Raw genomic sequence first — 14276 nt, forward strand, 5'->3', positions numbered from 1 at the left:
CCATGCGCATCATCACGTCCCTGATGTCCTGCCTGCTGGCCCTGGCAGGATGCAACGAGAAACCCAGCGTCACCACCATCCACCACAGCAGCGCGAACGGCGTGGACACGCTTTTCAGCAAAACCACGCTACGCGAGGGCGTGGCCACGTTCGAATGCTTCGCCAGCGAAACCGGGCAGTGCCACTACCGCGTGTATACAGAACGCTGCCCAGCACCTGCCGCGGGCGAGAACCCCGCGGCCTGCTCCCGCACGCCGCTGGAGGACTTCAGCCTGGCACCTGGCAAGACGCACGAGATCCGCGGTCTGCCGCAGGATTTCCGGCAATGCGTATCCCAGGATGCCGGCAAAGACCCGGGCTGCGGTGCCTAAGGGGCATCAGCGTGGTTTGCTGACCTTGCGGGCTTGCAACATGCCGGGCCGGAGCAGGCGCTCGCTGCGCATGACATGCAGGATCAGCACGCGTCCCGGCTCAGATCGGTAGAACACGCGGCATGGCGGTTCGACGATCTGGCGATAGCGACCGCGCTTCAGCTCCGGAGGTCGGCTGCCGTTGTCCGGGTGATCCGCCAAGAGTTCCACATGCGCGAATACGCGTCGGACCAGCTCGACGGCGGCCGCGCGGTTGTCCAGAGCGATGTAGTCGGCAACGGCGTCAAGGTCGGCCAGGGCCGGCTCTGACCAGACTACTTCAACCATCTGGCAAGCCGGTCCCTGGCTTGGCGATGGGTGGCGGTACGCCCCTCGGCGATGGCCTGCTCGCCGCGCGCGATGCCTTCCAGCATGGCCATGCGAGACAACAGCGTTTCGTAGGTTTCCACATCGACCAGATACGCGCTGGGTAGCCCGTGCTGCGTGATCAGGATCGGCTCACGATCACGTTCAACATCGGCCAGCAGATCGGTGGCTTGGCGCTTCAACGTGGTGACGAGTTCGGTGCGCATGCGAGTGACACTACAGTATCACTTGCGCCCCGGCAAGCGCCGCTCCAGCAGGCACGCCAGCACGAAACCGATCAGGTAGGCGACCACGTCGAGCCAGTCGGGCGTGCTGCCCAGCACGATGCGCAGTATCGGCGACGCCATCTGCCAATCCATCTGCTGGTTGGCGTACTGCATGGCCTCAATGATGAGCCCGACCGCCAGCGCCAGCAGCGGTCGCCACGGTGGGCGCATCCAGACGAAGCTGGCGAGCAGGCAATGCACCCAGACCACGGCGACAACGTCGCCGACGAAACTGCGTATCCAGCCCAGCCCCGCGCCGGCGGTCGCCAACAGGACGAGCAAGACGAGCAGGCTCAGCGCGCCTCCGGCCGCGATCGGATCGAACCGCCACCTCACGCGCTGCCGCAATGCGCGCCCTCGAGGCTCTTGCCACCGCAGGCAAGGCACTTGCGGTACTTCTGCCGCTGCCGGTCGTAGCGCACCCGCGACATCATGCCGCCGCAAGCGCAGCGCAGTTCGTGGCCGCGTGCCCAGCGATAGAGGCGCCAGGTCGCATGCAGCGCCCAGGCGGTGCCCAGCAGGATGGCGAGCAGGAAGGCGAGCGACGCCAGCCGCTGCGGCGTGAGTTCGCCCAGCGAGCGCCCGGTACGGGTCACGGCTTCGGCGGTCGCCAGCCCGCCCGCCGCGATCACCGCCGCGGGCACGTACATGCGCACGACCATCTTGGAAATGCGGTTCATGGGAATGCCGACACATGCCCGGGAGAGGTTGCCAGCCTCGCCCGGACGCCGGTGCGGCGTCAATCACGCCAACGGGGGACGCTCAGCTGGTGATGGTCTGGGTCAGCGCCTGCCAACTGGGCGGCTCGGGCCAGTCCGGATCCTGGTTGCCGTCGATCACCCGGCGCAGGTCGCGGCGATCGATCTGCGGCGCCAGCGCGCGCACCAAGTCGAGCGCGTAATCGCGCAGCACGCGTTCACGTGGCAGCACCGCCCAGGCGATGCACTCCTTCACTTCCACCGGCGCGGGCCACGCGCGCAGGTCGGTATCCGCCGCGCTGACCGCCATCTCGGCCAGCAGGCCCACGCCCAGGCCCGCACGCACGTAGGTCTTGATCAGGTCGGCATCGAGCGCGGTGAGCGCGATGTTGGGCTCCAGCCCGACCTTGGCGAAGGCGCGCTGCAAGGAAGAACCCGGACGCGTCGAGGATTCGTAGCTGATCAGCGGCTGGCCGGCCAAGTCGGCCATGCCCGGCACGCCGCCGGCCTGTTCCAGCGCATGCCCGCGCGGCACCAGGACGAGGCGGCGCCAGCGGTACAGCGGCACGGCGATGCCGGCCTGCGGCTGGTCACCCGCAGTGCTGACCACCGCCATGTCGGCGTCGCCCTGGGTGAGCAGGTCGAGCGCGGTGCTTTCCGGCGCCTGCTGCAGGTGGACGCTGACCTGCGGATAGTCGCGCTTGATCTGGGCGATGGCCGGCGGCAGCACGAAGCGTGCCTGCGTGTGCGTGGTCACCAGCACCAGCTGGCCCTGGCTCTCGCGGCGCTGGTTGGCGGCGTAGGTGCGGATGTTGTTGGCTTCGGCCAGCACTAGGCGCGAGCGCTCGATCACTTCCTGGCCGGCCGGGGTGATGCTCTCCAGGCTGCGGCCCTTGCGGACGAACAGCAGGAAACCGAGTTCGTCTTCCAACTGCTTGAGCTGCTTGGACAGGCCCGGCTGGGTGGCATGCACGCGTGCCGCTGCCAGCGTGATGTTCAGGTCGGCATCGGCGATCGCCACGAGGTAGCGGAGTTGGGTCAGCGTCATCGACGTGGGGCGCGGATCGGCCCACCGGAGGGGGCCTTGGACTGTAGAGGATTTCCCCGGACCGTAGCCGGCACCACTTATAACCGCAAGGCATATGGTTTTGGTGGGATGTCATTTCCGACCGCTATGACCGGGCAGTACGGTCATCAGCCCGCTTCTGCCCGGCACCCCCGTGAGCGCTCCGCTGTTTCCCCTGTTCGCCGACCTGCAAGGCCGCCGGGTGTTGGTCGTGGGCGGCGGCGCCGTCGCCGAGCGCAAGACCGAGGCGCTGCTGCGCAGCGGTGCCCGCCCGCGGGTGGTATCGCCGACACTGACCGGCACGTTGGCCGCCTGGCACGCCGCAGCAAGGATCGATTGGCTGGAGGGCGAGTTCGAACCCGCGCATCTGGACGATGCCTGGCTGGTGATCGCCGCCACCGGCGACCGCACCGTGAACCGCGCCGTCGCCACCGCGGCGGACGCACGTCGCCTGCTCGCCAACGTGGTGGACGACGGCGCGCTGTCCAGCTTCCAGGTACCGGCCATCGTCGAGCGCGGGCCGCTGCAGCTGGCCATCTCCAGCGGAGGCGGCGCCCCGATGCTGGCCCGGCACCTGCGTCGCCAGCTGGAGACCCTGCTGGACGATTCGTGGGCCTCGCTCGCCGAGCTGTTCACGCGCCAGCGCCAGCGCATCCGCCAGCGCTTCCCGCAGCCGGCGGAGCGCCGTCGCTTCTTCGAGAAGATCCTCGCCGGCCCCCTGCCGCGCCTGTTCCGGCAGCAGTTGCATACGCAGGCCGAACAGCAGTTCCTCGCCGCGCTGGACGAGGCGGTGCCGGCATCCCGCAGTGGCACCGTCGCCGTGGTCGGAGCCGGTCCCGGCGATGCGGGCCTGCTCACGCTCAACGCGCTGCGCGCGATGAACGAAGCCGACGTGATCCTGCACGACCGCCTCGTCAGCGAAGACGTCCTGCGTCTCGGGCGCCGCGATGCGACCTACATCGAAGTCGGCAAATCGGCCACGGGACAGAGCACGCGGCAGGAGGACATCCACGCGTTGATGCTCGAGCATTCGCGTGCCGGGCACCGCGTCGTGCGGCTGAAGGGCGGCGACCCGTTCGTGTTCGGGCGCGGCGGCGAAGAACTGGAGTTCCTGCGCGCGCATGGCATTCCCTACGAGGTCGTGCCCGGCATCACCGCCGCCGTCGCGTGCGCGGCGTACGCGGGCATCCCGCTCACGCATCGCGACCATGCGCAGGCGGTGCGGCTGGTCACCGCGCACTGCAAGGACTCGCTGGACACGCTCGACTGGGCGGCCCTGGCGCAGGAGCGGCAGACACTGGCCGTCTACATGGGCGTGGCCGGCCTGGAAGGCCTGCGCGACCGCCTGCTGGCCCATGGGCGCGCGCCTTCCACGCCGTTCGCCATCGTGGAGAACGGCTCCCGCCGCGAGCAACGCGTGCTGAACGGCACCCTGGCCGATCTGCCGGAAACTGCGCGTTCACACCACGTACGCTCACCCGCCCTGCTGATCCTCGGCGAGGTGGCGGCGCTGGCGGGCACGCTGCACTGGTTCGGCCAGCCCCCGATCGGCGCGGCGGTACCCACACATTCCCGCAACCTTCCGGCGCCCACACTGCAGGCCGCCTGACCGTTCCCACCTGGAGATTCCATGGCCATCTACGACAGCATCCTGGACACCGTCGGTCGCACCCCGGTCGTCAAACTGCACCGCATCGCGCCGGCGCACGTCACCCTCTACGCCAAGGTGGAGTCCTTCAATCCGGGCGGGTCGGTGAAGGATCGCCTCGCGCTGGCGATCGTCCTCGATGCGGAGGCCAAGGGCCTGCTGAAGCCCGGCGACACCATCATCGAGGCGACCTCCGGCAACACCGGCGTGGCGCTGGCGATGGTGGCCGCGGCGCGCGGCTACAAGTTCGTCGCGGTGATGGTGGAGACCTTCTCGATCGAACGCCGCAAGCTGATGCGCGCCTATGGCGCCAAGGTCATCCTCACGCCGGCCGCCGAGCGCGGCAGCGGCATGGTGCGGCGCGCGGAAGAGCTGGCGAAGCAGCACGGCTGGTTCCTTGCCCGCCAGTTCGCCAACCCCGCCAACCCGGCCTATCACCGCCAGACCACGGCGGCGGAAATCCTGCGCGACTTCGCCGGCCTGCGGCTGGACCACTTCGTCACCGGCTGGGGTACCGGCGGCACGCTGACCGGCGTGGGCGAGGTGCTGAAGGTCGCGCGTCCGGAAGTGCGCATCACCGCCTCCGAGCCGGCCGGCGCATCGCTGCTGCTGGGCAAGGAATGGCAGCCGCACAAGATCCAGGGCTGGACGCCGGACTTCGTGCCGGAGGTGCTGAATCGGGAGGTCGCCGACGAGATCCTGCCGGTGACCGACGTGGACTCCATCGCCACCGCGCGTCGCCTCGCCGCCGAAGAGGGCATCTTCGTCGGCATTTCGGGCGGCGCGACCATCGCCGCGGCGCTGCAGGTCGCGCAGAAAGCCAAGCCGGGCGACGTGCTGCTGGCGATGCTGCCGGATACGGGCGAGCGCTACTTCTCCACGCCGCTGTTCGAAGGCGTCAACGAAGGGTCGGACGACGAGTGGCTGGCCTCGCTGGGCGACGCTGCGCTGCCGTAAGTCCGACGTAGCAGATCATCTGTCGCGCGACCGTAGGAGGTGCAAGGGCGAACCAGGCGATGCGGAAGTCGGCGTGGGAGCGACGTAAGTCGCGATCGTGAATTCCGGATGCCGTGGGACTTTCTGGAAACCGATCGCTGTCGGTTTAGGAACCCCGCACGGATCGCTGTCGCGGATGGCGTGCGATCGCGACTTACGTCGCTCCCACGCGCGAACGCTATGTCTCGTAGAGCTCGAGCGGAAGATCGTCCGGATCGGCGAAGAAGGTGAAGCGGCGGCCGGTGTATTCATCCACGCGCACCGGCTCGGTGGTGACGCCGTGCCCGTGCAGATGCGCGATAGCGGCGTCGATGTCGGCCACGCGCAGGGCCAGGTGGCGAAGTCCGCACGCTTCCGGCCGCGACACGCGGGCCGGCGGCGACGGGAACGAGAACAGCTCGACCTGCGTGCCATCCGGCAGCGCCAGGTCGAGTTTCCAGGAGTCGCGCTCGGCCCGGTAGTGCTCGGCGATGACACGCAACCCCAGCACCTCGGTGTAGAAGCGCTTCGATCGCACGTAGTCGGACGCGATGATCGCGACGTGATGCAGGCCTTCGATGCGCATGTCAGTGAGCCGCCGCCGCATCGGCGCCTGCATTGCCGCCCGATGGCGCCTTGCCGCCGCGCATCAGCAGCACCAGCGGCATCGACACCAGCGTGAGCAGCATCATCAGCTTGAAGTCGTTGAGGTAGCCGATAGCCGATGCCTGCCGGTTGACCTCGGCATTGAGCAGCGCCAGGCCCGTGGCCGTGGACGGACTCATCGCCGCCGGCAGCAGCGTGGTCTCCGCGCCGAAGGCCGGGATGCGCGCACCGATCTCAGCGTGGTTCACCTGCAGCGCGCGCGACAGCATCGTCATCACCACCGAGATGCCCACCGACGAGCCGATGTTGCGCACCAGGCTGAAGAGGCCGGCGGCTTCGGTGCGCTGGTGCGGTTCCAGGGTGGCGTAGGCCACCGTCGAAATCGGCACGAACACCAGCCCCAGGCCCATGCCCTGGATGACGCCGAGCCAGACGATCGAATGCATCGATGCGTTCGGACCGAACTGGGTCATGCCGTGCAGCGAGAACACCATCAAGCCCATGCCGACCAGGATCGGCCAGCGCGCATCGATGCGGCCCAGGAGTCGACCCACCACCATCATGCTGAACATCGTGCCCACGCCGCGCGGCGCCAGCACCAGGCCGATGGTCAGCACCGGGTAGTTCATCAGCGTGCTCAGGTACGGCGGCAGCAGTGCCAGCGTCGCGAACAGCACGATGCCGACGACGAAGATCAACGCGCAGCCGACGGCAAAGTTGGCATTCTTGAGCAGGCCCAGATCGAGCAGCGCGTGCTCGCGCTTGCGCCACCACCACAGGCCATAGGTGTACAGCGCAAGGAAGGCGATCGCGGCCTCGACCTGGATCTCCAGGCTGCCGAACCAGTCTTCGCTCTGTCCGCGGTCGAGGAACAGCTGCAGCGCACCGATGCCCAGCGCCAACAGCGCCAGCCCGACGCCGTCGAGCTTGCGTTCCTGCACCGCGTCCTTCTTCACGCTGGCCATGATGCCGATCAACGCCAGGATGCCGATCGGCAGGTTGATCAGGAACACCCAGTGCCAGCTGTAGTTCTGGGTCAGGAAACCACCCAGCGGCGGCCCGAGGATCGGGCCAACCATGATGCCCATGCCCCACATCGCCATGGCAGCGCCGTGCTTCTCCTTCGGGAAGGCGTCGAGCAGCAGCGACTGCGAGATCGGCACCAGCGACGCGCCGAACACGCCCTGCAGGATGCGGAACAGCACCATTTCCCCGATGCCGGTGGCGATGCCGCACAAGAGCGAGGCGACGGTGAATCCGCTCACCGCGATGATCAGCAAGCGGCGGCGGCCGAGCCGGCCAGCCAGCCAGCCAGTGACCGGCGTCAGGATCGCCGCGGCGACGATATAGCTGGTCAGTACCCACGACACCTGGTCCTGGGTGGCCGAGAGCGAGCCCTGCATGTCCGGCAGCGCGACGTTGGCGATGGTGGTGTCCAGCGCCTGCATCAGCGTGGCCAGCATCACCGAGCCGACCAGCAGCGTGCGCTTGCCGGTGTCGTCCTGCGCGGGTGCAGCGGGAGCGGCGGTTGTGCTCATGGGAAATTCCGGAAGAGACCATCGCGCGTGGGGCGCGACGATCCAGAGGTCACCCGGGGCGCGGCGTCAGCGGGGCCGGGCCCCACCACAGTGCCCTCGCCCGCATCCGCGCACGCCCGGGATGACATGGAAACAGGGATTTAGCGTGCGGCGGTGGCGCGGCTGGAGGCCGTGCCGCCATCGCGCAGTTCGACGTGCACGTCGGCGCTCATGCCGGCGCGCAGTTGCGGCGCATCGGCGGCGGCGCCGTCGATCTCCAGGCGCACCGGGATGCGCTGGACGATCTTCACCCAGTTGCCGGTCGCGTTCTGCGGCGGCAGTACGCTGAACTCGGCGCCGGAGGCCGGGGCGATGGAGGCCACGTGCGCCTTCCACTTCACGCCCGGATAGCTGTCGACTTCGATGGTTGCGGACTGGCCGACCTTCATCTTCTCCAGCTCGGTTTCCTTGAAGTTGGCTTCCACCCAGATCGGCGACGTGGCGACCAGCGGCATCGCGGTCTGGCCGACGTTGATGTACTCGCCCACCTGCAGGTCATGCAGGCCGACGATGCCATCCACCGGCGCGCGCACTTCGGCGTGGTCCAGGTCGAGGCGGGCCTTGGCCAACATCGCCGCGGCGGCGCGATACTCGGGCAGGTCCTGCGTCGGCGTGCCCGGGCTGCCGCTCAGCGACGCAGTGGCTTCGGACTGGCTGGCGATGGCATCGGCCAGGTCGGTGCGCGCTTCAGCGACGGCGTGGCGCGCATCGTCCAGCATCTTGCGCGACACCAGCTGCTGGCTGGCGAGCTGCTGCATGCGCTGCAGGTCGCGTTGCGCCCAGGTCAGCGTCTCGCGCGCGGCCTGGATCGAGGTGCCGGTGCCCACCACCTTGGCGCGGCTGGCGTTGGCCGAGTTGGCCATGCGCGCGACTAGCGCTTCGTTTTGCGCGACGGCAATCGTCAGCGGATCGGCGTCGATGCGGAAAAGCAGGTCGCCCTTCTTCACCGGCTGGTTCTGCTGCACGGCCACTTCGACCACGCGGCCGCCGACCTGCGGCGCGATCAGGATGCGCTCGGCCTTGATGTAGGCGTTGTCCGTGCTGACTTCGCGCTGCGAGGCGACGTATTCCCAGCCGAAGAAGCCGGCGACGGCGAGCGGGCCGGCGACCCACAGCCACACGGGCACGCGGCGGCGCTTGGGAGCGGGAGCTTTGGCCGCGTTCTCGGCGGCCTCGTTGATCTTGCTGGTCATGGTGGGGGTCAGCTCTTGCGGAGGGAGGACTCGCCGCGGCTGGCGCGGTCGAGCTGGGAGAGGTTTTCGCGGATCTGGCCGAGCACCTTCAGCGTGGTGGCCAGTTCGTCCGCCTCGATGCCCGCCAGGCAGTCCTCGCGGACCGACACGGCGACGGCTTCGATGTCATGCATCACCGCATCGGACTGCGGCAGCAGGTGCAGGCGCCATACCCGCCGGTCATCCGGATCGCTGCGGCGCTCGACGAAACCGGCCTTCTGCAGGCGGTCGATGACCCGACCGACCGCGATGGGTTCCATATCGAGCAGGTCGGCCAGTTCGGATTGGGTGATGCCTTCGCTCTGGTGGATGCGCTTGAGCGCGCGCCACTGCACGCGGGTCAGGCCCAGATGCGCGGCGCGGCGGTCGAAGACCCGGCCGAAGAGCCGGCTGAGGTCCGCGATGAGATAACCGATGGTGCTCTGGCCGGCAGGTGTCTTCATGGGTGCCTATGATATAGCTGCTTAGGCAATTATATTTAAGGCGAGGAACATCCGTTCAGCCAGGCTTTCGCAACGGAGCAGGGACTTAGGCATCGGTGACGCGGAATGGGCCCGCCTTTGCCGTCACCTCATCGAGCGAGCAAGCGCCCCTGCCAGGTCCACGGAAGATGGGCCGGGGACCCCGCGACCTTCTCGCTCGAAAGTCGAAGGATCGGATCCCCACTGGATGACGTGTGAGCCCCGGAAACAAAGACGCCGGCACGAGGCCGGCGTCGGAATCATGCGGGGAGGGAGGCGATCAGCCTTCCCACTTCCCCAGTGCGGCCAGGCCGTTTTCCTTCGCACGCTCGTACACCACGGCCTGGGCCTTGGCGAAGTTGCCCTTCAGGTCCTGCGACCACAGCTTCAGCGCGGCCTGCTGCATGGCGCGGCCGTAGGAGAAGCTGAGCGGCCACGGCAGGTTGCCGAGCTGGTTCATCGCGTTGAGGTGGGCGGTGGACTGCTCGTCGGTCTGGCCGCCAGACAGGAACACGATGCCCGGCAGGATCGCCGGCACGGTGCTCTTCAGGCACATCACGGTGGACTCGGCGACTTCGTCGACATCGGCCTGCTCGTCGCTGTCCTTGCCGGGGATGACCATCGAGGCCTTCAGGATCGTGCCTTCCAGCAGCACGTTCTGCTCGTACAGCGCGCCGAATAGCGAACGCAGCACGGCTTCGGTCACTTCGTAGCAGACTTCGATGTTGTGGTCGCCGTCCATCAGCACTTCCGGCTCCACCATCGGCACCAGACCGCACTCCTGGCACAGCGCGGCATAGCGGGCCAGCGCATGGGCGTTGGCTTCGATGCAGGTGCCGGACGGGATGTCTTCACCGATGGTGATGACCGCGCGCCACTTGGCGAAGCGGGCGCCTAGCTTGTAATACTCCTTCAAGCGGTCGCGCAGGCCGTCCAGACCCTCGGTGACTACCTCGCCGGGGCAGCCGGCCAGCGGGTGCGTGCCCTTGTCCACCTTGATGCCCGGGATGATGCCGTGCTCGGCCATGTACTTGGCGAACGGCACGCCGTCCTTGGTGGACTGGCGGATGGTCTCGTCATACAGGATGGCGCCGGAGATGTAGTCGGACAGCTTCGGCGTGGTGAGCAGCAGCTCGCGGTAAGCGCGGCGGTTCTCTTCCGTGTTCTCGATGCCCACGCCCTGGAACCGCTTGGCGATGGTGGTGGTGGACTCGTCGATCGCGATGATGCCCTTGCCCGCGGCCACCATGGCCTGGGCGGTTTCGGCAAGCTGTTCGATGCTCATGGGGTTCCTGGAGGAGCGGCGGGAAAGATACCAATTGTAGCCCGCTTGGGACTGCCCGCGGGTGACGACGCACGCGGACGCGCTGCGGCGCACCCGGATCCGGCGCCGCGGAACCTCGCTGCGTCCCGGGAAACCGGTTACAGCTCGCCCGGTTACAGCTCGCCCACGCCTTCGGCCTTGCCGCGCTCGCCCATCTGCAGCAGGCGCAGCGTGTTGGTGGCGCCGTGTTTTTCCATGTGGTCGCCGCTGGTGAAGATCACGCGGTCGCCCTCGGCCAGCAGGGCGCGGTCGTGCAGCACGCGCATCGCGTCGCGCGCGGCCTCGCGCGGGGCCAAGCCGCGGCTGTCGAACGCGATCGGAAACACGTCGCGGATCATCGCCATCTTGCGGCGGGCGCCATCGTGCCGCGAGAACGCATAGATCGGCGCATTCGAGCGGAAGCGGGACAGGAAGCGCGCGGTGCCGCCGGATTCGGTCATCGCCACGATCGCGCGCACGCCGATGTGCTCGGAAAGGAACATCGTCGCCATCGCGATCGCCTGGTCGGCGCGCTCGAGGTTGCGCGGCGCCTTCTCGAAATCGGTGTCCATCTCGAACTGCTTCTCGGCGCCGAGGCAGATGCGCGCCATCGCTTCCACCGCACGCACCGGATAGCTGCCGGCCGCGGTTTCCGCGGAAAGCATCACCGCGTCGGTGCCATCGATCACGGCGTTGGCCACGTCGAGCACTTCGGCGCGGGTGGGGATCGGGCTATCGACCATCGACTGCAGCATCTGGGTGGCGGTGATCACGACCTTGTTGCGCGCGAGTGACTCGCGGATGATCTTCTTCTGCAGGCCCGGCAGCTCAGCGTCGCCGATCTCCACGCCCAGGTCGCCACGCGCGACCATCACCACGTCGCTGGCATCGACGATCTCGGCCAGGTTCTCGATGGCCTCGGTGCGTTCGATCTTCGACACCAGCGCAGCATCGCAACCATGCTGGCGCGCGATGCGGCGGGCCTCGTTCATGTCTTCGGCGTTGCGGCAGAACGACACGGCGATGAAATCCACGCCGATGTTCTCCGCCACGTAGGCGATCAGCTCGCGGTCGCGCTCGGTCAGCGCGCCCAGCGACAGGCCGCCGCCCTGCTTGTTCAGGCCCTTGCGGTCGGACAACACGCCATCGTTGAGCACCGTGCAGACGATGCGCTCACCGTCGACCTGTACGACCTGCAACTGCATCAGGCCGTCGTCGAGCAGCAGCACATCGTCGGGCGCCACGTCGCCCGGCAATCCCAGGTAGCTGACGCCGACCTGGTGGATGTCGCCGGGCGGCGCGTCCGCGTTGGCGACCAGATCGAAGCGGTCGCCCTTCTTCAGCACGATCTTGCCTTCGGCGAAACGCTCGATGCGGATCTTCGGGCCCGGCAGGTCGGCGAGGATGCCGACTTCGGCGCCCACGCGCTGCGCGGCGAGGCGCACGGCAGCGGCGCGCTTGGCCTGCCCCGAGGGATCGCCGTGCGAGAAGTTCAGGCGCACCACGTTGACGCCGGCACGGAACAATTCCTCGAGCACGCCAGGCGGGTCCGTCGCCGGTCCGAGGGTGGCGAGGATCTTGGTGCGGCGCTGGCGTTCGGTCATGGTGCGGATTCCCTGTAATCGCGCAAACGCTACCACAGCGATTGAACGCCGCAACGACCGATGATCCCGACGCGTGCGCGGTGTCCCGGGACAGCCTCGCGGATGTCTACCGGAGGTAGGCGAAACCGCTGTTTTTGAGCGCTTTCACGCAATGCCGTCGCATCGCGTTACTGGTATTTTTTTGGTCTGAGCATCGAGCGGTGATGCTGCGCGCGCACACCCGACTGCGCAAATCCACCGATGAAACGCGCGTTTGATCTCGGCGCTATCCGCCGAACACCGGTGCCAGCTGCGCGGGCGTCTCCGCCAGGTGATCGGCGCCGGCGTCACGCAATTCCTGCTCGCCGCCAAAGCCCCACAACACGCCCACGTTGCGCATGGCGTGGTGGCGCGCGCCTTCGATATCCATGCGGCGGTCGCCGATCATCCAGCAGGCGTCGGGCGTCAACGATAGCCGCCGCAACGCCTCGCCGATCAGGTCTTTCTTGTGGCTCAAGCGACCATCGGCCGTCGCGCCGATGATGTCCTCGAAGCGGTGACCGAACGGCAGGTGGGCGAGGATCTTGCGCGCGTGCGGCTCGTTCTTCGCCGTGACCACGGCAAGCCGGTGCCCGTCCGCATGCAGGGCCTCGATGGCATCGCCGATGCCGGCGTAGACCTGGTGCTCGAGCCAGCCGTGCGATTCGAAACGTTCGCGATAGTGCTCGACCGCGGCTTCGACCTTGGCCTGATCGCCCAACAGCGGCATGAAGCTGGTCCGCAGCGACGGCCCGATCCAGCCGCGCAGTTCGGCCTCCGTCGGCACCGGGTGATCCAGCTGGGTCAGCGCATGCGTGATGCAGCGGGTGATGCCGATGGCCGAATCGATCAGCGTGCCGTCGAGATCGAAGAACAGCGCGGGGCGGCTCACGCCCCGCGCGCTTCCAGTGCGGCGACGGCAGGCAGGGTCTTGCCTTCCAGGAATTCCAGGAACGCCCCGCCGCCGGTGGAGATGTAGCTGACGTCGTCGGCGATGCCGTACTTGTCGACCGCCGCCAGCGTGTCGCCGCCACCGGCGATGGAGAACGCCGCAGACTGCGCGATCGCGCGCGCCAGCGTCTCGGTGCCCTTGCCGAAGGCGTCGAACTCGAACACGCCGACCGGGCCGTTCCACACCACGGTGCCGGCGGACTTGATCAACGCGGCGTAGCGCTGCGCGGTCTCAGGACCGATGTCGAGGATCAGGTCATCCGCGCCGACCGCATCGACGGCCTTCACGGTGGCGGGTGCGTCGGCCGCGAACGCGGTAGCCACGACCACGTCGGTCGGCAGCGGAATCTCGGCACCGCGGGCCTTGGCGTCGGCGTCGATCTTCTTCGCGGTCTCGATCAGATCCGCTTCGTAAAGCGATTTGCCGACGGCGTGACCTTCCGCCGCAATGAACGTGTTGGCGATGCCCCCGCCGACGATCAGCTGATCCACCTTGCCGACCAGGCTGGTCAGCAATTCAAGCTTGGTAGACACCTTGCTGCCGGCGACGATGGCGAGCAGCGGGCGCGCCGGATTGGCTAGCGCCTTGTCCAGCGCATCCAGTTCCGCCATCAGCAGCGGGCCGCCGGCCGCCACGGCAGCAAAGCGGATCACGCCGTGCGTGGAGGCCTGCGCGCGGTGCGCCGTGCCGAAAGCATCCATCACGAATACATCGCACAACGCGGCGTACTTCTTCGACAGGGCCTCGTCATCCTTGCCCTCGCCGACGTTCATGCGGCAGTTCTCGAGCAGGACGACCTGCCCCGGCTGCACGTCCACGCCATCCACCCAGTCCTTCACCAGCGGCACGTCCACGCCCAGCAGCTCGGACAGGCGCGCGGCGACCGGCGCCAGCGAATCGGCCTCGCTCCACACGCCTTCCTTCGGCCGGCCCAGGTGCGAGGTGACCATCACGGCGGCGCCCTTCTGCAGCGCCAGCTTCAACGTGGGCAGCGACGCGGTGATGCGTTGCTCGGACGTAATGCGGCCTGCGTCGATCGGCACGTTGAGATCCTGGCGGATCAGCACGCGCTTGCCGGTCAGGTCGAGGTCGGTCATGCGGACGATGGGCATCGGGGGGAGTCCTGGGCAGCC

16 protein-coding genes are annotated in these 14276 nt (G+C 68.0%); 3 read left to right on the plus strand and 13 right to left on the minus strand.

All coding sequences use genetic code 11. The features are described from left to right. Positions 1-2: 2 nt before the first annotated feature. Positions 3-371 (plus strand): hypothetical protein, encoded by a 369-nt coding sequence (locus tag AC23D6_RS15975; protein ID WP_487750194.1) that lies wholly within the window; start codon positions 3-5, stop codon positions 369-371. Positions 372-377: 6 nt separating this feature from the next. Here the strand turns inward: AC23D6_RS15975 and AC23D6_RS15980 are convergent, their stop codons facing one another. From AC23D6_RS15980 to AC23D6_RS16000, 5 genes are all read right to left on the minus strand, one after another. Then, a complete protein-coding gene (locus tag AC23D6_RS15980) occupies positions 378-698 on the minus strand; it encodes a type II toxin-antitoxin system RelE/ParE family toxin (protein ID WP_487750195.1) in 321 nt (106 codons plus the stop codon). Beyond that, positions 686-943 carry a type II toxin-antitoxin system Phd/YefM family antitoxin gene (locus AC23D6_RS15985; RefSeq protein ID WP_487750196.1) on the minus strand — a complete coding sequence of 86 codons (258 nt, stop codon included), beginning with the start codon at positions 941-943 and terminating at the stop codon, positions 686-688. Before AC23D6_RS15985 ends, AC23D6_RS15980 begins: the two co-directional genes overlap by 13 nt. Before the next feature lie 18 nt (positions 944-961). Continuing rightward, positions 962-1339, minus strand: a complete 378-nt coding sequence (locus tag AC23D6_RS15990) for a DUF2809 domain-containing protein (RefSeq protein ID WP_487750197.1) — start codon at positions 1337-1339, stop codon at positions 962-964. Continuing rightward, positions 1336-1683, minus strand: a complete 348-nt coding sequence (locus AC23D6_RS15995; RefSeq protein WP_487750198.1) for a hypothetical protein — start codon at positions 1681-1683, stop codon at positions 1336-1338. Before AC23D6_RS15995 ends, AC23D6_RS15990 begins: the two co-directional genes overlap by 4 nt. An 82-nt stretch (positions 1684-1765) precedes the next feature. Further along, positions 1766-2749 (minus strand): LysR family transcriptional regulator, encoded by a 984-nt coding sequence (locus tag AC23D6_RS16000; RefSeq protein ID WP_487750199.1) that lies wholly within the window; start codon positions 2747-2749, stop codon positions 1766-1768. Positions 2750-2921: 172 nt separating this feature from the next. On the opposite strand from AC23D6_RS16000, the gene cysG reads away from it, so the two are divergent. Together cysG and cysK are read left to right on the plus strand one after the other, a co-directional pair. Continuing rightward, positions 2922-4376: a siroheme synthase CysG gene (cysG, locus tag AC23D6_RS16005; RefSeq protein ID WP_487750200.1), complete on the plus strand. Its 1455-nt coding sequence runs from the start codon at positions 2922-2924 to the stop codon at positions 4374-4376. A gap of 21 nt (positions 4377-4397) precedes the next feature. Beyond that, positions 4398-5372, plus strand: coding sequence for a cysteine synthase A (cysK, locus tag AC23D6_RS16010; RefSeq protein ID WP_487750201.1), 975 nt, complete (start codon positions 4398-4400; stop codon positions 5370-5372). Positions 5373-5589: 217 nt separating this feature from the next. On the opposite strand, the gene gloA2 is transcribed toward cysK, so the two are convergent. The 8 genes from gloA2 to AC23D6_RS16050 form a co-directional block, all read right to left on the minus strand. Then, positions 5590-5976, minus strand: coding sequence for an SMU1112c/YaeR family gloxylase I-like metalloprotein (gene gloA2 / locus AC23D6_RS16015; protein WP_487750202.1), 387 nt, complete (start codon positions 5974-5976; stop codon positions 5590-5592). Position 5977: 1 nt separating this feature from the next. Continuing rightward, positions 5978-7534 (minus strand): MDR family MFS transporter, encoded by a 1557-nt coding sequence (locus AC23D6_RS16020; RefSeq protein ID WP_487750203.1) that lies wholly within the window; start codon positions 7532-7534, stop codon positions 5978-5980. A gap of 140 nt (positions 7535-7674) precedes the next feature. Continuing rightward, complete coding sequence (locus AC23D6_RS16025; RefSeq protein ID WP_487750204.1) at positions 7675-8766, minus strand: hypothetical protein; 1092 nt, start codon at positions 8764-8766, stop codon at positions 7675-7677. An 8-nt stretch (positions 8767-8774) separates the two neighbouring features. Then, positions 8775-9248, minus strand: a complete 474-nt coding sequence (locus AC23D6_RS16030) for a MarR family winged helix-turn-helix transcriptional regulator (RefSeq protein WP_487750205.1) — start codon at positions 9246-9248, stop codon at positions 8775-8777. Between the two features lie 298 nt (positions 9249-9546). Continuing rightward, positions 9547-10551 carry a class I fructose-bisphosphate aldolase gene (locus tag AC23D6_RS16035; protein ID WP_487750206.1) on the minus strand — a complete coding sequence of 335 codons (1005 nt, stop codon included), beginning with the start codon at positions 10549-10551 and terminating at the stop codon, positions 9547-9549. A 152-nt stretch (positions 10552-10703) separates the two neighbouring features. Further along, on the minus strand, positions 10704-12173 hold the full coding sequence (pyk, locus tag AC23D6_RS16040) for a pyruvate kinase (protein WP_487750207.1): 1470 nt from the start codon (positions 12171-12173) through the stop codon (positions 10704-10706). A gap of 265 nt (positions 12174-12438) precedes the next feature. Continuing rightward, complete coding sequence (locus AC23D6_RS16045) at positions 12439-13083, minus strand: HAD hydrolase-like protein (RefSeq protein ID WP_487750208.1); 645 nt, start codon at positions 13081-13083, stop codon at positions 12439-12441. Beyond that, positions 13080-14255 carry a phosphoglycerate kinase gene (locus AC23D6_RS16050; RefSeq protein ID WP_487750209.1) on the minus strand — a complete coding sequence of 392 codons (1176 nt, stop codon included), beginning with the start codon at positions 14253-14255 and terminating at the stop codon, positions 13080-13082. The genes AC23D6_RS16045 and AC23D6_RS16050 overlap by 4 nt, the downstream gene beginning before the upstream one ends. Between the last annotated feature and the right edge of the window lie 21 nt (positions 14256-14276).

Source organism: Pseudoxanthomonas sp. G3, from assembly GCF_057654715.1.